The sequence below is a fragment of the Acidicapsa ligni genome (assembly GCF_025685655.1).
GTDB lineage: Bacteria > Acidobacteriota > Terriglobia > Terriglobales > Acidobacteriaceae > Acidicapsa > Acidicapsa ligni.
In genome coordinates this window covers 162,917-180,841 of the sequence record NZ_JAGSYG010000001.1, presented here as the reverse complement: position 1 = coordinate 180,841, position 17,925 = coordinate 162,917, and the positions used below count along the sequence as shown (strand labels likewise).

The window sequence follows — 17,925 nt, the reverse complement described above, 5'->3', positions numbered from 1 at the left end:
TCAGCGCTTTGCAATTTCCAGCACGAAATCCAGAAACGCGCGTTGCTTTGCCGGTGGCAGCATCCGCGATGGATAAAAGGCATAGAGCGGAAACGTCTCATCCGGCCAATCGGGAAACAGGTCGATCAGCAGGCCATCTCGCAGCAAATCTTCCGCTCCCAAAGCCATCACCTGCGCGATGCCGGCACCTGCTGCGCATGCGCTCAGCATGGTGCTGACATGGTTCAGCAGAAGCCGTCCCGAGGTTTTCACGTGGACAATTTTGCTTCCTCGATGAAACTCCCACTGGAAGGGCTGACTGGTAATCGGATCGCGAAACTGAATGCAATCATGGTCGCTCAGATCCTTTGGCTTCAGCGGCCTTCCATGCTTCGCAATGTACTCTGGCGCGGCAACCGTGATGATGCGGGTTTCAAGCAGTTTGCGAGCTACCAGCGAAGAACTCTGCGGCTCACCGAATCGCACCGCCAGGTCGAAACCGTCGCGCACCAGGTCGCCTGCCGATTCACGCGTGATCAACTCCAGCGATAGCTCCGGATACAGGTCGAGAAATCGACCAAGATTCGGCGCCATCAGCAATTGCGAAAAGATGGGATCGATGCTTACGCGGAGATGCCCCCGGACGCTCACGGACGAGCCGGAAGCAACGCTCACCGCGTCGTCAATGCCTGTCAACAGCGGTTCCACGGTTTCATAGAAGCGGCGGCCCTCGGTAGTCAGCGTGACGGAGCGTGTCGTCCGGTGCAGCAGCCGAATGCCCAGACGACTCTCAAGCCGCGCAATCGAGTGGCTTACTGCGGACTGCGTCAGACCGGCTGTCTCCGCGGCGCGAACAAAACTGCCAGTGCGAACGACTGCAGCGAGCACACTGACACCGCTCAGGACGCGGGCATTGGCGTTTTGTTCATTCATGAATTTTTGTCATGAGTAATAGCAATAACATGCATCAATTCTATCGCTATACGGGACATCCTATAAATGCCGATATTTCAAGTCGGCCAGATCGAATCAACAAGGAGGACAAGATGTTCGCAATTACAGGAATTACAGGAAAAGTAGGTGGCCATGCAGCCCGTGCGCTGCTCGCGGCAGGCAAGCAGGTCCGCGCCGTAGTGCGCGACGAGGGCAAAGGCAAGCAATGGCTCGAACAGGGCTGCGAGATCACAACTGCCGACATGAATGATATTGCCGGGCTTACTCGTGCGTTCTCAGGCGCAGAAGGCGTGTTTATTCTCTTCCCGCCGGTCTATGATCCGGAGCCTGGTTTTGATGACTTCCGCGCAAAAATCAAGACTGTTTATGATGCCCTGGTCGCGGCCAAACCCGGCAAGGTCGTCGTTTTGTCGACAATCGGCTCCAAGGCGCCACATGCCAACCTGCTCAACATACTGGGAGTCATGGAAGATACGCTGGCTACGCTTCCGTTGCCGGTGACCTTTCTGCGCGCAGCGTGGTTCATGGAAAACTCCAGTTGGGATGTCGCCTCGGCGCGTGATGAGGGCGTGGTACGCAGCTTTCTGCAGCCGCTGGACAAGACTTTTCCGATGATTGCCACAGTGGATATCGGAAAGTTGGCAGCAAAGCTGCTGCAGGAGGAGTGGAGCGGCATTCGGACAGTTGAACTCGAAAGCGCTCATCGCATTACGCCGAACGAAATCTCCGCGACGTTTGCGAAGGTGCTGGGACGTGAGGTGAGAAGCGAAGTTGTTCCCCGCGAGACATGGGAGCCGCTTTTCCGTTCGCAGGGCATGCAGAATCCGACACCCCGCATACGCATGATCGATGGCTTCAACGAAGGCTGGATTGAGTTTGACGGTGGTCAGGCCAACTCCAGAAAAGGCGAAACGTCGCTCGAATCCGTTCTGCGCTCGCTTGTGCTGGAGTAGGCAACAGAACTGGCAGCAGGGGAAAGCAAGCAATGAACCCGCAATTGAGTTGGATCAAGCTGCTTTTATGTGCCTTAAGGTGTTCGGGAGAGTGCCGTTCTCGTGAAAATCGCTACTGGTGTGCCTGTAGCGTTGTGTTGCGAGAGCGGCATTGCGGGTGAGGGCTATTCGGCAGCTTTTTCAGAATAACTTTTCCCGAATGGCTTTTCCGTAAGGACTTTTCCCGAATGACATGGAACTAAAACTGCTTGAATTACATCTAATTAACAAGAGCAGGACCGCACGAAAGCGGGGCAATGGCCATACTCCAGCGAAAATACTTGACTTTTGCTGGCTTTTTGCTGTTAATCCGGGAGGTGCGTTGTGGTATTCTGGTACTCTCTGAAGGATATGCGCTCCACTGCCCCACTGATGAGCTGCGGCTCGCGGGCAGGCCAACCTTGGCCAACTGCGCTTACTATCCCGATCCGAGCAACTCAACCGGACATCGCTTTACGATGTTGGGCGACGCCTTGGGCTGTGCGTAAGACGCATTTGCCTGTGCGGAAAAAGATCTTTGCTGAAAAATTTCAGCAAATGATCGGAAACCGTACCCGGTGTCGCGTCACAACGAAGAGCAGTCGAGACTTTTTCGCGCAGGAGATGTGAGCGCTTTGGCGATTGAAGACAAATTCGAAGACGATATTTCTAACCTGATCGATTCGGGCAAAGAAAAAGGCTATCTGACCTACGGCGACGTGAACGACATGTTGCCGGACGATATGCACAATGCCGACGATCTGGATGACCTGATCACAACGATTGGTACCCAGGGTATCGATCTGCTTGACGGCCCCAAGTTTGGGGACAAGGACTTTGACGCCGAAGATGGCGAAGATGTCGAGCTGGATCTGACTCCTGGTACCCTCGAAAAAACCAACGACCCTGTCCGCATGTATCTGCGCGAGATGGGCACGGTGCCATTGCTCACTCGTGAAGGCGAAGTCGAAATCGCCAAGCGTATTGAGCGTGGACAACTGCGTGTTCTGAAGTCGCTCTCCCGCTCGCCCGTAGTTATTCGCGAGATCGTGGCCCTGGGCGAAGACCTCAAGCGCGGTGTCCGCAACGTGAAGGAAGTCGTTCTTTTCGACGAAGAAGAGCTGACTGAAGATGTAGTGCAGGCGCGCGTTCGCGCAACTGCCAGCCGCATTGATGCGCTGGTCAAGCACCAGAAGAAGATCGCGCTGCTGGAAGAAAAGCTCGAAACACTTGCTGCCAAGACCAAGGCGAAGGATGCACGCCACACTCGCTGGTTGATCGCCCGCGAAAAGGTGCTGATTTCGCGCATTGTTCGCGAGCTTAAGTACACGGGCCAGGAGCGCAAGCGCCTGCTCGACAAGGTAAACAAGACGGTTGAAATCATGCGTTCGCTTGAGCGGCAGATCAAGTCGCTCGATCAGAAGCATGACGCCTCCAAGAGCGAAGAGCTCAAGAAGGATTACAAACGCCAGGAAAAGAACTGCCGCATCGATCTCGAAAAGATCGAGCATGAGGCGGGCGTTACGGTCGTCGAGCTGCGCCGTACCCAGCGTGAAATGATCCAGGGCGACATGGACGCGGAGAAGGCCAAGCGCGAGCTGATTGAAGCCAACCTGCGCCTTGTCGTTTCGATTGCGAAGAAGTACACGAATCGCGGACTGCAGTTCCTCGACCTTATTCAGGAAGGCAATATCGGCCTGATGAAGGCCGTGGACAAGTTCGAATACCGCCGTGGTTACAAGTTCTCGACCTATGCCACGTGGTGGATTCGTCAGGCGATTACCCGCGCGATTGCGGATCAGGCACGTACGATCCGTATCCCGGTACACATGATCGAGACGATCAACAAGCTTATCCGCACCAGCCGCCAGTTGGTGCAGGAGCTTGGACGCGAGCCTTCAAGCGAAGAGATTGCCCGTCGTATGGACATCCCTGTCGCCAAGGTGCGCAAGGTGCTGAAGATTGCGCAGGAGCCTATCTCGCTTGAGACCCCGATCGGCGAAGAGGAAGATTCTCATCTTGGCGACTTCATCGAAGATCGCCAGGCTGTGTCGCCTTCCGAGGCGGTTATCAGCGTCAATCTCAAGGAGTACACTTCGCAGGTTCTGCGCACTCTAACCCCGCGTGAAGAGCGCGTGATCAAGATGCGTTTTGGCCTCGAAGATGGCTCCGAGCATACGCTGGAAGAGGTTGGCCAGAGCTTCCAGGTAACGCGTGAGCGTATCCGCCAGATTGAAGCTAAGGCACTGCGTAAACTGCGCCATCCAAGCCGCAGCCGCAAGCTTCGCGCCTTTGTTGAAGGCGTCAAAGAGTTGTAAGAGGTAACTGTAAGACCAACCAGTCAATGCAGTACAAGAAGAGCCGCAATCCTATGGGATTGCGGCTCTTTTCTTTGACGATTGAACGCAAAAATAAATAAGCCCTCGTGCATCAACAATCCAATTGAAGGATCGCTGTTACATCAAGGGCCAAGTCTTAGCTGCGTGGAGCTACTACGTAGTTAGCTCTCTATAACTTGTGGGGCAACTTACTGCCCGAATCATGCTGTGCAAATTATGCCGCTCGAATTTATCGGTCCGGTTATCGATCGACGGCTCGATGCATTGCTTCCAGAAGTTTTTCCTGTTGCCGCTTGCTTTCCTTGTGTGTGTACATGGCGGCATCGGCTGATTTTTGTAGGGCTTCCTTGGTTGTTCCATCGGCGGGATAGACTGCAAGCCCAATGCTTGCGGAGCCGAAAATCTGGAATCCTTCGATATCAAATGGCTCGTCAAAGCACCGTTCCAGGCGCACTACAATCTCCTCGGCATCTGTCTGGCTGCGCAGGATGGGCACCAGTGCGATGAACTCATCTCCGCCGATGCGCGCCAGCACATCCTGGCTGCGAAGCTGCAACTTCATGCGTCGTGTAACTTCTTGAAGGTAGAGATCGCCGGCTCGATGACCGTGTTGATCGTTCACTTGTTTAAAGTGATCCAGATCGACATAGATCATTCCGAAGATTGCTCCTTCGCGGCTGGCCTTTAACATCAGCTGATCGAGTTCTTTTTCCATCCGGAAGCGATTGGGAACATCGGTCAGCAGGTCATGCTCCGAGCGATGTTGCAGGTCGTTATACAGCCGGCGCGTGTCGATGGCTAACTCTGCCAATCGAGCACCGGCACTCAATGCCGCGGAAATATCGATGTCGGGTGAACCATGCAGCAGCGGTGTAGCCAACAGGAGTCCGAGGGAACTGCCGTCGGGAGCAAACAGCTCCTGAAAGACCACGGTTGGCCCGGTCGGCCGCTCCAGGTCGGGGGTAACTCCGGCTTCGCCATTCAATTCAAGCCAGCAGGAGGCTCCATCGAGCCGCGATGAAACCATCGTTCGAATCTCGCGTAATACTTCTGGCAGAGGGACAGTGCTGTTGATCAGCTCCAGCACATGACTTCGCTGTTGCTCCTGCCGCGCCAGCCGACGTTCGCGTACTGCTTCCTCTACGCTTTTGCGCGCCAGGACATCAGTTTGCTGTTTTACTCGCCTGCGCAGCAGCCAGAGCCACGCCACCGCAACGAGGATTACGGCCAACAGCACGGTGACCACGTACACCAGCAGGGTTACGGTCCACCACGATGGCTGTTGCAGCACCGCCAGGTCACTCAGCGAACGCATGCGCAGGGTGAACCACATTCGGTCGCGCCAGTGATTTCCGGCGTCCACAAAACACACGCCTGTAATTCGTACGCGACTGCCGACGGAAATTCTGCTGCTAAGCGGCGTCGACATGTCGCTGTCCGCCAATATCTCATCCGATGAGTCGTGGCGGAGCGTTGCAGAAAACAGATGCCCCTCGGACCACAGAATCACCATTGCGGTGCGGGAATCCTGCACAATCGCAACGACCTCGCCCTCCATCGACACGAGGTTGTAGGCAAATTTGCCAGCCGAAGCGCTCTCCCATCCGATGACAGCCGGTTTTGCCAGGCCGCGCTGCGCCAGGAGTCTTAGCTGGCCGTGATTGAGGCGTACATTTTCATCTTCGATTTCAGGGAAGCCGGTTGCTTCCACGTTGTCGCCGGAATGCATGGGCAACATGGTGCTGGTCTCAACCAAGATCGCTTTACCATCGTGCTCCACCACGGCCAGGGCGCCTGGCTCGTAGTAGGTCAGCGTTCCCGAGATCCTGACGCGCAGGCTCTCGTTGCTGGAGCGATAGGCGTAGATGACCTCGTCCATTGGGATCATGGGCAGACTCCACGGACTGACCGTGGGGCGTTGCTTGATCGTTACTTCGCTGGCTGAGTTTATATCCAGCCAGACGCCGGCCATCTGCATACGGCTGTCGAACTTGCCGCCCGCTACGCCTTTTACCTGAATATCGCTATCCAGCAGATCTTCCGCTCGCAGCGCGCCGGGATGGGCAACCCGCCCGTCGACGAGGCCTTCTCCTACTTTGATCTGGATACGCATCCCGGGCTCGGGCGCTTCCTGGTCTAGGGCGGCCGCCAGAACATGTCCGCTGACGGCCACGTATTGGCTGTCCAGACGCGATTGGATCAGATCTTCAAACTTTGCGGGGAGTGCCTCCGGCAGCGCGCCATGCGTCAATATTCGAACCGAGGTTGCTGTCACTTCCGGGCGAAAACTTGCATCCGTCACGCCGGTTACGGCAACACGGTCTCCCGGCTTGATTCCTATGTCCTTGGCAAAACTTGCGTATGTGCCGACGCCGTCATCCTGGATGAATAGGCTCTGATCTTCCGGTTGGATAAATGTTACGGTTCCTTCCAGATCAACCGGGAGCGCCCGCGCCGCCTGCTCATTGGTGAGCGAAGCCACTTGTCGGATGGTGCGTAATACGGCCCGACTTTCCGTCGCACATAGCCCCGCGCGCGGGGCCAATAACAAAAGACCGGCTGCGCTGGCCACGCATAGCCATATCAGGATGGAACTCGTTCTCCGCATGATTTGATCTGCGTTCCCCGTCACCAGCCTGCTCTGAATAAGCTCTCGCAGTCCCGTCTGCTCCATCGGCTGCCCACTGCTCAAAAACAGAATCTGGATCAATTTGTTTGCGAGGTGAGTATCGCATCTGTACAAAGAAATCGATATAACCTCTTAGATGTACATGTTTCCCTTCCGAGACCTGCCAGTTTGGAAAGGGATCTGCTCTAATAGGCCGTTGCCGTAACTCTTCTGAATCATAGGATGACGGCCTGCGGAGCGATTTTGTATGTCCTACCCGATCGAAATACCGGTAACACAGGGTCCATTCACACAGAGCCCATTAACTCCCGGCTCATCCACACAGGGCCCATCCGGCGAACGGATTGTCCAGGCTTATTCCTCACGCCGCCCGCTCCAATCTTTTCCTGCGCGTAGAATCCGCGTGCTGGGTGTGCCGCTCGACCTTGGAGCCAGCCGTCGCGGGGTCGATATGGGTCCGTCTGCGGTTCGCGTTGCGGGTCTTGAAGCGCGCCTCGAAGCCCTGGGCCACCAAGTCACCGACGGGGGCAATATCCGCGTTGAAATCGCCGAAACCCAGAGCATCGGTGCTGCTAACGCTCGCTTTATCCAGCAGATAGCAGAAACCTGTGTGCGTACTGCAGAGGCGGTTGTCCAAAGCCTTGAAGCGGGAGAATCGCCGCTTGTGCTGGGAGGGGATCACTCCCTTGCCGCAGGATCTGTTTCGGGGGTAGCCGAGTTCTATCGCCGCCAGAACCAGAAGATCGGCGTGATCTGGATGGATGCTCACTCTGACATCAATACTCCGGAAACTTCGCCTTCCGGCAATGTTCATGGAATGCCGCTCGCAGCGCTGGTGGGCCTTGACCCGGATTCAGGGCTGGGGCCGCTTAGCCAGATTTTTGGCTACAGTCCCAAAATCGCGCCGGAGAATACGGTGATTGTCGGTGCGCGGGACATTGATGCCGCCGAGCGTGAAAATATCCGCCGCGCTGGTATTGCAGAGGTTTACACGATGCGCGACATTGACGAGCGTGGGATGCGTGCAGTGATGGAAGAGGCGCTGGAAGTCGCCAGCCGAGGCACTGCGGGTTATCACATCTCGCTCGACATGGATTGGATCGATCCGGAGGACGCGCCGGGCGTTGGTACTCCTGTGCGAGGCGGAGCTACGTACCGAGAAGCCCATCTGGCCATGGAAATCATTGCCGATCACGGTCGCCTGCTCAGCTTTGAAATCGTCGAGGTGAATCCTGTAATCGATGATCGCAATCGCACCGCCGATCTTGCTGTGGAACTGGCATGTAGCGTTTTCGGCAAAAAGATTCTTTGAGTGATTGTTATCGAGTGGAGTGTTATCTGAAGAGGCTTGAGCAGCGCCGAGGATATAAAAGATCGGCGCGAATTGATGCGGCAAGTTAACAGTGCTGTATGCATTTCTCATACGTACCTTTCCCTACAATGGCACGCACTGCCTCGCCAGCTAGAATCAAACCTGACATGGCAAAGAAACTGCGCGTAGGCATTCTCTTCGGTGGCCGCAGCGGCGAGCATGAAGTATCTCTTCTCTCCGCAGCCTCAATTCTCAAAGCAATCGACCGTAAAAAATTCGAGGTTGTGCCTATCGGCATATCCAAGACGGGCCGCTGGCTCACGGAGGGCAATGCTGCGGCTTTGCTTGAAGGCGCGGCTATCGAGGTGTTGCCTGCTGACGCGGCTGAAGCAGCAGGGCCTTCCGACGCTGTGGCGGCGCTTGTTCCTGACGCTGCCAGCCTCGGAACGGGTCGCCTTGACGTGGTTTTTCCTGTTCTTCATGGAACATTTGGTGAGGATGGCACGATCCAGGGGCTTTTTGAACTTGCGGACATTGCTTACGTCGGCTCCGGGGTTCTTGGCTCCTCGGCGGGTATGGACAAGGATGTGATGAAGCGTCTCTTTTCCCAGGCGAAGTTGCCGATCGTCAAGCATGTGACAGTTCTGCGTTCGGAGTGGGAAAAATCTCCCCGCAAGACTGTTACGTTTATCGAGTCGGCGCTTAAATATCCGCTTTTTGTGAAGCCGGCAAATCTCGGCTCCTCGGTTGGTATCAGCAAGGCTCACGATCGCAAGGAGCTCGGCCCGGCTCTGAAGCTGGCTGCGAGATTTGACCGCAAGATCGTCATCGAGCAGGGGGTTACCGGCAGCGGCAAATCCCGTACCACCAGCAAGGCGCGCGAACTCGAAGTTGCTGTCCTGGGCAACGACGATCCAAAGGCCAGCGTGGTCGGCGAAATCATTCCGGACAAAGAGTTCTATGATTACGAGGCCAAGTATCTCAGCGACGGCTCTGTGCCGGTTATCCCCGCGAAGCTTACGGCGGCGGAGTCCAAGCAGATTCGCGCCATGGCTGTCGAAGCTTTTCGCGCCTGCGATCTTGCTGGTCTTGCCCGCGTTGATTTCCTTATGGAGCCGGATGGCAAGCGTCGCATCTATCTTAATGAAGTGAATACGCTGCCTGGGTTCACCGCCATCAGCATGTACCCCAAGTTGTGGCAGGCGACTGGCCTCGGCTACTCCGACCTGATCACAACGCTTATCGAATTGGCCCTGGAACGCCACAATGAGCGCAGCCGGACCAGCTTCACTTTCGAGGCATCGAAATAGGAAGCAGAGCAGAGAAGTAGAGCAGGGAAGCAGAGTGAACGCAGATGTCGGGAACAAAATGCTTCCCTGCGTTGTCTATACCTAATAGGAACAGGCAGCTAAGGATAGACGACGCAGCAGCCCGCACCGGAACCCAGTACCGCCGAGGAATCCAGCCCAATGACCCTGATGGACGCTCCCAAATACGACGTTGCACGAGCGCGTCGCCGACTTCAGACGGTCTACGCTTTTCTTGCAGGCTTCGTAATTCTGATCGTGGCTGCCTGGTTCATCGTGGGTCGCCCTATCGACTATCCGTGGACGTGGGTTACTTACTGGACTGGCCAGCGAACGACTCAGCAATTCCTGGTTGCGGTTGAGAATAACAATCTGCCCAAGGCCTACGGTATCTGGGTCGACGATCCTGAATGGCAGCACCATCCGGAGAAGTTCAAGACTTACAATTTCGATCGCTTCCAGGCAGACTGGGGTCCGAACAGCACGGCCAACGATTATGGCGCTTTCACCAGCCATAAGGTGGTAGTGACCAAGCTATGGGGCAACTCGCTCATCGTTGGCTCGATGATCAACGGCCGCAAGAGTAAACCGCTCTTCCTGGCTTACGATCCTAAGGGCCATACGCTGGGCTTCTCTCCGGTAGAGCTGACTATCGATTAGTAATTAGTAGTCGATTCGTAATCTGAGCAGATAGCTACACGGCTAACTACACGCTGGTGGAATTCACTTCCGCCAGCGTTTTTTCCAGGCTCACTACATCCTCAACATTGACGCACTTCTGGGAGCGATCGATCTGCCTTAGCAGTCCGGTCAATACGCGCCCGGGGCCTACTTCGACAAAAAGCTCGGTACCGGATGCAATCAGTGCCTGCGCGCATTCCGACCAGCGTACCGCTCCTGTTACCTGATCGATGAGTGCCTGTTTTGCTGCGTCTGCGGTTGTCACCAGTGTGCCGCTGACGTTTGCTGCTACAGGGATCGAGGGGTCGGCCAAAGTCAGGCCGGATAGCACTCGTGCTACTTCCTCCTGGGCGGGCTGCATCAGGGCGCAATGGAACGGCGCGCTCACCGCGAGCATCACCACCTTGCGCGCTCCGCGACCTTTCACCAGTTCCACGGCTTTTTCGACTGCTGCGGCGGCGCCTGAGATCACGGTCTGGTCGGGAGTGTTGAAATTGGCAGGCGATACGGGCAGCCCGGTCTCCGCGGCAGCCTCGGCGCAGGCCTCGGCTACCTGATCGGCGGCCAGCGAAAGCACTGCAGCCATTGCGCCCTGGCCTGCAGGCACAGCCGCCTGCATCGCCCGTCCGCGAGCTTTAACTGCGCGTACTGCGTCGGCAAAGCTCAGAGTGCCAGCCGCTACGTGCGCTGACCACTCGCCGAGTGAATGTCCGGCGGCAAATGCCGGGTGCACATCGTGCTCGGCCAGCACGCGCCAGGCCGCGATGCTTACCGCCAAAATAGCGGGCTGCGTGTTCTCCGTCAGCCGCAGCTCTTCTTCCGGGCCGTCAAAGAAAATCCGGCTGAGCGAAAGGCCCAAGGCTTCATCGGCCTCGGCAAATGTTTGGGCAGCGACAGGATAGCGCTCGGCGAGAATTCGCCCCATACCTACGGCCTGCGAACCCTGTCCCGGAAAGAGAAAAGCAATCTTCTTTGTAGTCATACAAATGAGGATTTTACCGCACTCCGTCTCTGCAGGATCTGTTGGCGGGAAAGAGAAATTATATTAAACCAACCAGATCAACTATAATTAAGGTTGATCTGGGGATGATTATGTCGGTCTGGCAGGTACAGGAAGCAAAAACTCGTCTGAGCGAGGTGATTGAGGACGCTCATAGCAAGGGGCCTCAGTTCATTACTCGCCATGGGACGGAAAGAGCAGTTGTTCTTTCCATTGCTGACTATCGTTCTCTGACGGCTCATAAGCCAAACTTCAGGGATTACCTTCTCGGTGGCCCAAAAGTCGACAGCTTTGATGTAGAGCGAGATCGCGACACTGGACGGGAAATCAATCTGTGAGCGGTCGTCTGCAATATCTTCTGGATACGAATGTACTTTCTGAAACGCGCCGGAAGCAGGCAGATGAGCGGGTCCTCGCGTTTCTTGCGCGTGTGGAACCGGAGTCACTCTACATCAGCGTCCTGACTTTAGGCGAGCTGCGCAAAGGCGTAGCCATCAAGCGCCGAACCGACCCGGAGGCCGCGGACAGACTCGCTCAGTGGGTCGACGGCCTGGAGTATAGTTTTGCCGATCGCATTCTTGGACTCGATGCGGCCACGGCCAGGTTGTGGGGAGAGTTATCTGCTGAGCGACCACGCCCAGTGGTCGATACGTTGCTTGCCGCAACTGCAATCGTGCATCAACTTACGCTGGTTACTCGAAACACGCAGGACGTGCAGGATATACAAGTCGATCTGTTGAATCCGTGGTGAACAGAGTCTACATCCGCTAGTTCCAGCGCGTCCGGTCGTCGTGTTTCACATCGTCGTCATCGATCAGCCGGCCCTGTCCATCGAAGCGTACGATCCGTCCCTGCTTCTTCATGTAGACCTGAAACTTGCTGGCAGCGCGGCGCCGCTTCCAACGGAAGTATTGGTTACGCAGGCCGTACCATCGCTCGCTCAGAGAAACGCCAATCCCACGTCCGCGACTACCTCGTGGTGCGTACTTCACATATAAAATCGCAGCCAGGCCGCCGCCGAGCTGTGCAAACGCGTACACGCGCAATTCACCGAATGTCTCTGCCAGGGCGATGAGAGCGTAGATGATCGCGAGATACTTGGCCTTGATCCCGATCACGAAAAACATCTGAAACTGCAAATCCCCGTGCAGTACTCCGATTGCGGTGATCAGCCCAAAGATACCGCCAAGGCAACCGGTCAGGGCCACGGATTCCTGCGGATGACCGGTATGAAGTCCAATCTCGTAGATGACGATTGCGGTCAGTGCAGCGCCTACGACGGAGGCGGCATAGAGCCGGGTCATCCATTGCCCACCATGCATCTGTTCGAGGAATCCGCACAAGAACCAGAGCGAAAGCAGCTCCAGCAGTGTTCCGATCAACGATAGGTGGATGAAGCTGTAGGTCAGCGGCTGCCAGATTTGCCCGACCATAAAATTCGGCGGATAGAGCCCGAAATGCGCCATCACCGCCAGAGGATCGAACAATTTGGCTGTTGTCGCCAGCAGCAGCAAAAAATACGCCGTCAGATTGATCAGAATCAGCCGCCGCGTGGCACCGGAGAACTCAGGAAACGCGAATTGAGAAGAACCAAACCTGGGCATATGTCTCCTGATTGAGCGTACATCCTGCGCACAACCCATGTCATGCATCAGAATAGTTTTCGCGGCCTCAGTTCCCGTTTGTGAGATGGCTGCTTAAGGGGTAACAACCAGTCCGCGATGTCCGGACGCATCCACCGCGCGCACGCCAAAGATTACATTGTCCTTTGAAATCGGAACGGTGACTGTCACCGGTTCGGCTCCTGGTGGTGCCAGAATCTCCAGCACATACTGCCAGTCAGCGGCAGTCGTTTCTCGCCAGAGTAGCTCGTAATGCAGACCGGCTTTCGTTCCGGCGGCGCTGGCTCCGTTTTCGCTGGTGCCTTCGGGGGCCTTCCAGTGAATCGTCGTATTGTTGTCGAGCCGGTCCAATACGAGCTTTACCTCGGTCACGATTCCAGGGGAAGCGGCCAGTGTCGCGAGCGTGGCTGCGTTGAGCCGGGCCACTTTTGCAACGTAGCCGTAGTCGACATACTTCAGGAGATCTCCATATTGCACTCCAGCTTCGACGCGGATGTCCTGGTGCTGATGGTTGAAGTCCTCGCGCCACTCCGTCACGCGGACGGCGGAGAAGCCTTCCTTGTTGAAGCTTGTATGATCGCCGCCGCGCAGATAACGGTCTGGCCGCGCTACGAGGAAAGCGGCAAACGAAGGCGTCGTTCCAGAGCCGGGAGCGGTTCCGAGGAAGTAGGTGCGCCCTGCGTCTGCCATTGCGCGCGCCAGCTGGCGGCTTGGAGCATCGTCAAAAAGCCCCAGTGCGCGCACTCGGCGAATCTGTTCCGGAGTTGCTGCCGAGGCAATTCCCTCGGAAAACACGCGGACCACATCCTTGCGCTGCAAGGTGTCTCCGGGCGTCGTGTTGCCGCCGACAATGTCGTTATTCAACACGCCTTCCAGCTTCCAGCCCTCGCTTTTGGCCAGTTGCGCGAGATGGGTTGAGCCGTTCAAGCCTTGTTCTTCGCCAGCTACGGCTACAAATACCAGCGATGCGGGCAGGCTCAGCTTGCTCAGCACACGCGCCGACTCCAGCGAAACGGCTACGCCGGAGGCATCGTCGTTCGCGCCTGGAGCGGTACCGTGATCGTCCGCTGTATTCGAGTTGCGCGAGTCGTAATGCCCGGTTACCAGGTACATCCGCTTCGCCTGGGCCGGGTCTTTTCCGCGCAGAATGGCGTATACATTGGTGATCGTCGTCGGTTTGGGGATCCGGTCGGCTACGGGATTGGTGAAGGTATCGCGCTTTACTTCGAGGCACCCGTTGCACTCTTTTGAGATCTCCTCGAACTGCGCAAAGATCCAGTCCGCGGCTGCCGTTACGCCCTGGCCGGGCGGCAAATCGGTCTCCATGCTTGAAAGGGTATTGCGTGTTCCAAAACCAACCAGCTTCTCAATCGTCTGACGAATGCGGGCATCGGAGATCTGGTCCAGCGCCGCGGTAATCGCCGGGTCTGCAGGGGCGGGAGCAAGGGCTGCGCCATGCAACTGGTAATCCGGTTTGGCAGGGCTGGACTGCGCCGAAACGACTGTTGCGGCCAGCAAAAAAGGAACGATCATGGGTACCAGCAAGTCACGCAAATTCATCCGATTCTCTCCAGTGGCTGCTCTTTGCCATGTGTCCCTTAGGCGGGGACACTTGACCAGAAAAGCCGTTTCCGTCAAAACTAGCGGAGTCGCCCCACGCAATGGTGTCATCATAATGCGTAGGCCGTGCAACTCAAGGAGGAGGCACATATGCCAAGCTGCCCAGAGTGCGACAACGCACTGGATTTTGAAGTAGACGAAGTAGAAGAAGGCGACATCGTTGCCTGTGATGAATGTGGCACCGAGTTTGAAATCGTGGCCACGGAACCCCTGGAACTTGCTCACGTCGACGGCGACGATCTCGACGAAGACGATGATGAGCTTCTCGACGAAGAAGAGGAAGAAGATTGAACGCACGCAAAGCAAGTTGGATAGCCGGTGGCTTGATGGCCGCCGCAGCCCTCGGTCTGCTCCCTACGGGAGTTCCTGGCACAGCGGCTCGTTTCAGTTCGCAGATCGGCCTGCAGGTAGCGAATGCGCAGAACTTTAGCCAGCGCATTGTTCAGGGCAAAGTTATCGACGACACCGATACGCTTGTCGGCGGGGCAACCGTCTTCCTCAAAAATGTGAAGACGCGCAACGTGAGAAGCTTTACCAGCGTTGCCAACGGCTCTTTCCGCTTTGCGCAGGTGGGCATGGTCGATGACTATGAAGTCTGGGCCGAACACGGCAAGAAGAAAAGCGCCGTGAGAACGATCAGCTCCTTCGATTCTCGCAAACAGGTGGAGTTTGAGCTGAAGCTCAAGTAATTCAGGAGCCGGTCTGTTCTGGTGCAGGGCTGGAAGCGTGCCGGATTGGTGCTGGATTTAAGCATCCCGGCCATGACTTCAATCTTTCCTGATTTCTTCCTCTGGTTCATTTCCTGTGCGGCCCTCTGCCTGGTCTGGGGAGGGTTTGCCGTATCCGCTTCTCTGTACATCCTCCAAGCAGCGCCAATCGACTATCCCGCATCCTACTGCCATGTATCTCGCTTGAGATAAGTACATCCTTTCGCGCGACAAAATGCGGAAGCTCCGTTGCCCATTGAAATCACCTATCGGAGAACGAACATGGCAGTCATGATGCAGGCCTTTTATTGGGATGCCCCCATTCTGGAAAAGCAGGAGCATAACTGGTGGAACTTTGTCGCCGAGCATGTTGAGGCGCTGGGTAAGTCCCGCTTCAACGCGTTGTGGCTGCCGCCTGTTTCGAAGGCCGCCGATTCTCGTGGCAACGGCTACGACCCGTATGACTACTGGGATCTTGGCGACTACGACCAGAAGGGGGGAGTGAAGACCCTTTACGGCAATCGCGCCGAGCTCGAAGCTCTCCTCAAAAAGGCTCACGAAAATAATCTCGGCCTCTACGCCGACATGGTGATCAATCACAACTCGGGCGCAGATGAAGAAGAGGTCAATCCTCTGGATGGCCAGAAGCGCTGGACAAAATTTAATCCCAAGAGCGGCTCATTTCCTCGCGACTGGAACTGCTTTCACCCCAGCCGCTACGAACAGGTTATGGTCGAGGGCGAAAACTTCGCGGGCTTTCCTCATCTCTGCCATCGCAATCCGGATGTCTACAAAGCGATGTTTGAATATGCCCGTTTTCTCATTGAGGAGCTGGGCTTCGACGGCTTTCGCTTTGACTTCGCCAAGGGCTTCGGCGCATGGATGATCGGCATTCTCTCGAAGTATCGCTACGTCAAAAATGGCGAGGAGTTCACCCCTTTTGTCGTAGCGGAACTATGGTCTGGATCGGAGGAGATCGGCGCATGGATTGACCGCGTCAACGGCATGACGGACAACCAGATCATGGCCTTTGATTTTCCTCTTCGCTACAAGCTCAAGGATGTCTGCGACACGCCCAACTACGATCTGCGCGGCCTTACCGACAATGGCTCCGTCGTTACTGCCCGGCCCATGCATGCTGCGACTTTTGTCGATAACCATGACATGGGGGGCAACGCTATTGTGAACGACAAGATGCTTGCTTACTCCTTCATCCTTGTCCATGAAGGCTATCCGTGCATCTTCTGGTACGACTATTACAACAACGGGCTTGGCCGAGGCGGCACACCGAACGGCATCGATGCACTTATCGCTGTTCACCATGACAACGCCGGTGGCGACTCGCAGATTCTGCATGCCGATCCCGATCTCTACATCATGCAACGCGTCGGCTATAAGTCCGATATGGTGAATCAACCGGGCTTGATCTATGTGCTGAATAACCTGGGCGATAAGTGGAGCGGCACCAGCGTCAAGACGCAATGGCCCAATCAAAAATTCCGCCCCGCAGCGTGGGACGGCCACGATTCAGCGCATCCAGACGAACGTACGACCGATGCCGATGGGAATGCTGAGTTTCCAGCTCCACCTAGAGGCTATGCCGTCTACGTGCCTGTATTCGAATAAGCCGAATACGCCTGAGGTCATCGTGGAATCTGGCTTGTTTGTCTCAGGCTTATGTGGTTCAGGTTCGGTTGTTTCAAGAAGAAATCTTTGTGCTCCCATCCTTGTCGGGCATTTATGGCAGGGATGGGATGATGGTTGCGCTTGATGGTTGTCACGTTGAGCTGTTTCCTTCTATGCCATGACCGGCAACTCGGCCGAGAAGATATTCATCGGAGTCAGTCCACGTTGGCGGAGTGCGCGCAGGGCCAGTGCGTCATGGCGCTTGGCCAGCCGTTGCCCATTGTGGTCGGCGACCAGGGTGCAGTGGTACCAACTGGGGGCGGCGAATCCCAGCGCCTTCAAAATCAAAATCTGCCGCGCTGTAGACTTCAGCAGGTCTGCCCCGCGAACGACTTCGGTGATCTCCATTGCGGCATCATCGACTGCGCAGGCTAATTGGTAGCTTGGCGTGTTATCTCGTCGCCAGACCAGGAAATCTCCAAAGTCCACTCCTGCTACAAACCGCTGCGGGCCGAGGTGCTGATCGTTGAATTCGACGGCCAGGCCGTCCGGTACGCGAAAGCGCCAGTTCGCCTGCTGGGGTCCATAACTCGTGGCTGTCGGTCCCGGTAGCTGCGCCGTTTCGCTTGCCAGATGCCGACAGGTTCCTGGATAGATGGGCTCGTCATCCACACCAGCGAACTGAGTCACGCCAGCGGCTTGGGAGCCTTCATGCGGAGCAGAAGCGATTGCTGCAAGCTCTTTTCGCGTGCATCGGCAGGGGTAGAGATATCCCCATCGCAGCAGCTTTTGCCACGCGCTTCGATAAAAACTGTGCCGCTTGCTTTGCAGGTAAGGCGCATATAGGCCGCCGGATTTGTCCGAGCCCTCGGACTTGCTGGAGCGTTCAAGCCTGCCCGGCCCTTCCTGCCAGCGAATTCCCAGCCAGCGCAGGTCTTCGATGGCTGCCTCAGCAAACTCCGGCTTGCTGCGCTCCTGGTCCAGGTCGTCCATGCGCATTACGAGCGTGCCCTGAGCCGCCCTGGCGCGGCTGTACGCTGTCCAGAAGGTTCGCGCATGGCCGATATGGAGCAGACCGGTCGGCGAAGGCGCCAGCCTGCCCCGATACCCCTCAACCGAATTGGAGCCTGTTACCAATGCCACACTGCCAGTCTACGCAGACATCGCAGTGCTCGCCT

The 17,925-nt window shown here is 56.4% G+C and carries 16 protein-coding genes; 10 read left to right on the top strand and 6 right to left on the bottom strand.

Features of this window, described 5'->3' with window-relative positions; translation table 11 throughout:
• Entirely contained in the window at window positions 1-912 is a 912-nt protein-coding gene (locus tag OHL19_RS00705; RefSeq protein ID WP_263355657.1) for a LysR family transcriptional regulator, read from the bottom strand.
• Between the two features lie 113 nt (window positions 913-1,025).
• Here OHL19_RS00705 and OHL19_RS00700 point away from each other — a divergent pair, with 113 nt between their 5' ends.
• Window positions 1,026-1,886 carry an NmrA family NAD(P)-binding protein gene (locus OHL19_RS00700; RefSeq protein ID WP_263355656.1) on the top strand — a complete coding sequence of 287 codons (861 nt, stop codon included), beginning with the start codon at window positions 1,026-1,028 and terminating at the stop codon, window positions 1,884-1,886.
• A gap of 653 nt (window positions 1,887-2,539) precedes the next feature.
• Window positions 2,540-4,222 (top strand): RNA polymerase sigma factor RpoD, encoded by a 1,683-nt coding sequence (gene rpoD, locus OHL19_RS00695; protein WP_263356788.1) that lies wholly within the window; start codon window positions 2,540-2,542, stop codon window positions 4,220-4,222.
• 262 nt (window positions 4,223-4,484) lie between these two features.
• Here rpoD and OHL19_RS00690 read toward each other — a convergent pair whose 3' ends face one another.
• Window positions 4,485-6,953 carry a GGDEF domain-containing protein gene (locus OHL19_RS00690; RefSeq protein WP_263355655.1) on the bottom strand — a complete coding sequence of 823 codons (2,469 nt, stop codon included), beginning with the start codon at window positions 6,951-6,953 and terminating at the stop codon, window positions 4,485-4,487.
• A gap of 166 nt (window positions 6,954-7,119) precedes the next feature.
• Here OHL19_RS00690 and rocF point away from each other — a divergent pair, with 166 nt between their 5' ends.
• From rocF to OHL19_RS00675, 3 genes are all read left to right on the top strand, one after another.
• Window positions 7,120-8,184, top strand: a complete 1,065-nt coding sequence (gene rocF / locus OHL19_RS00685; protein WP_263355654.1) for an arginase — start codon at window positions 7,120-7,122, stop codon at window positions 8,182-8,184.
• Between the two features lie 167 nt (window positions 8,185-8,351).
• Window positions 8,352-9,494 carry a D-alanine--D-alanine ligase family protein gene (locus OHL19_RS00680; protein ID WP_263355653.1) on the top strand — a complete coding sequence of 381 codons (1,143 nt, stop codon included), beginning with the start codon at window positions 8,352-8,354 and terminating at the stop codon, window positions 9,492-9,494.
• A gap of 159 nt (window positions 9,495-9,653) precedes the next feature.
• Window positions 9,654-10,151: a hypothetical protein gene (locus OHL19_RS00675; RefSeq protein WP_263355652.1), complete on the top strand. Its 498-nt coding sequence runs from the start codon at window positions 9,654-9,656 to the stop codon at window positions 10,149-10,151.
• A 46-nt stretch (window positions 10,152-10,197) separates the two neighbouring features.
• On the opposite strand, the gene fabD is transcribed toward OHL19_RS00675, so the two are convergent.
• On the bottom strand, window positions 10,198-11,154 hold the full coding sequence (fabD, locus tag OHL19_RS00670; RefSeq protein WP_263355651.1) for an ACP S-malonyltransferase: 957 nt from the start codon (window positions 11,152-11,154) through the stop codon (window positions 10,198-10,200).
• Window positions 11,155-11,264: 110 nt separating this feature from the next.
• Here fabD and OHL19_RS00665 point away from each other — a divergent pair, with 110 nt between their 5' ends.
• Window positions 11,265-11,510, top strand: coding sequence for a type II toxin-antitoxin system Phd/YefM family antitoxin (locus tag OHL19_RS00665; protein ID WP_263355650.1), 246 nt, complete (start codon window positions 11,265-11,267; stop codon window positions 11,508-11,510).
• Window positions 11,507-11,923, top strand: a complete 417-nt coding sequence (locus OHL19_RS00660; protein WP_263355649.1) for a type II toxin-antitoxin system VapC family toxin — start codon at window positions 11,507-11,509, stop codon at window positions 11,921-11,923. Before OHL19_RS00665 ends, OHL19_RS00660 begins: the two co-directional genes overlap by 4 nt.
• A gap of 16 nt (window positions 11,924-11,939) precedes the next feature.
• Here the strand turns inward: OHL19_RS00660 and OHL19_RS00655 are convergent, their stop codons facing one another.
• Window positions 11,940-12,776: a rhomboid family intramembrane serine protease gene (locus OHL19_RS00655; RefSeq protein ID WP_263355648.1), complete on the bottom strand. Its 837-nt coding sequence runs from the start codon at window positions 12,774-12,776 to the stop codon at window positions 11,940-11,942.
• A gap of 93 nt (window positions 12,777-12,869) precedes the next feature.
• The gene (locus OHL19_RS00650) at window positions 12,870-14,354 is read right to left on the bottom strand and encodes a M20/M25/M40 family metallo-hydrolase (protein WP_263355647.1); all 1,485 of its coding nucleotides are present in this window, start codon (window positions 14,352-14,354) and stop codon (window positions 12,870-12,872) included.
• 150 nt (window positions 14,355-14,504) lie between these two features.
• On the opposite strand from OHL19_RS00650, the gene OHL19_RS00645 reads away from it, so the two are divergent.
• The 3 genes from OHL19_RS00645 (at window position 14,505) to OHL19_RS00635 (ending at window position 16,747) form a co-directional block, all read left to right on the top strand.
• Window positions 14,505-14,705: a hypothetical protein gene (locus OHL19_RS00645; RefSeq protein ID WP_263355646.1), complete on the top strand. Its 201-nt coding sequence runs from the start codon at window positions 14,505-14,507 to the stop codon at window positions 14,703-14,705.
• On the top strand, window positions 14,702-15,103 hold the full coding sequence (locus tag OHL19_RS00640; protein WP_263355645.1) for a carboxypeptidase-like regulatory domain-containing protein: 402 nt from the start codon (window positions 14,702-14,704) through the stop codon (window positions 15,101-15,103). Before OHL19_RS00645 ends, OHL19_RS00640 begins: the two co-directional genes overlap by 4 nt.
• Before the next feature lie 300 nt (window positions 15,104-15,403).
• Window positions 15,404-16,747 carry an alpha-amylase domain-containing protein gene (locus OHL19_RS00635; RefSeq protein WP_263355644.1) on the top strand — a complete coding sequence of 448 codons (1,344 nt, stop codon included), beginning with the start codon at window positions 15,404-15,406 and terminating at the stop codon, window positions 16,745-16,747.
• 171 nt (window positions 16,748-16,918) lie between these two features.
• Here OHL19_RS00635 and OHL19_RS00630 read toward each other — a convergent pair whose 3' ends face one another.
• Window positions 16,919-17,890: a glutamate--tRNA ligase family protein gene (locus tag OHL19_RS00630; protein WP_263355643.1), complete on the bottom strand. Its 972-nt coding sequence runs from the start codon at window positions 17,888-17,890 to the stop codon at window positions 16,919-16,921.
• Window positions 17,891-17,925: the final 35 nt, after the last annotated feature.

What these genes read in the sequence shown, in the direction of transcription:
- OHL19_RS00705 (WP_263355657.1), bottom strand. Translation starts at nt 912, where the DNA reads ATGAATGAACAAAACGCCAATGCCCGCGTCCTGAGCGGTGTCAGTGTG.
- OHL19_RS00700 (WP_263355656.1), top strand. Translation starts at nt 1,026, where the DNA reads ATGTTCGCAATTACAGGAATTACAGGAAAAGTAGGTGGCCATGCAGCC.
- rocF (WP_263355654.1), top strand. Translation starts at nt 7,120, where the DNA reads ATGTCCTACCCGATCGAAATACCGGTAACACAGGGTCCATTCACACAG.
- OHL19_RS00680 (WP_263355653.1), top strand. Translation starts at nt 8,352, where the DNA reads ATGGCAAAGAAACTGCGCGTAGGCATTCTCTTCGGTGGCCGCAGCGGC.
- OHL19_RS00675 (WP_263355652.1), top strand. Translation starts at nt 9,654, where the DNA reads ATGACCCTGATGGACGCTCCCAAATACGACGTTGCACGAGCGCGTCGC.
- fabD (WP_263355651.1), bottom strand. Translation starts at nt 11,154, where the DNA reads ATGACTACAAAGAAGATTGCTTTTCTCTTTCCGGGACAGGGTTCGCAG.
- OHL19_RS00665 (WP_263355650.1), top strand. Translation starts at nt 11,265, where the DNA reads ATGTCGGTCTGGCAGGTACAGGAAGCAAAAACTCGTCTGAGCGAGGTG.
- OHL19_RS00655 (WP_263355648.1), bottom strand. Translation starts at nt 12,776, where the DNA reads ATGCCCAGGTTTGGTTCTTCTCAATTCGCGTTTCCTGAGTTCTCCGGT.
- OHL19_RS00650 (WP_263355647.1), bottom strand. Translation starts at nt 14,354, where the DNA reads ATGAATTTGCGTGACTTGCTGGTACCCATGATCGTTCCTTTTTTGCTG.
- OHL19_RS00645 (WP_263355646.1), top strand. Translation starts at nt 14,505, where the DNA reads ATGCCAAGCTGCCCAGAGTGCGACAACGCACTGGATTTTGAAGTAGAC.
- OHL19_RS00635 (WP_263355644.1), top strand. Translation starts at nt 15,404, where the DNA reads ATGGCAGTCATGATGCAGGCCTTTTATTGGGATGCCCCCATTCTGGAA.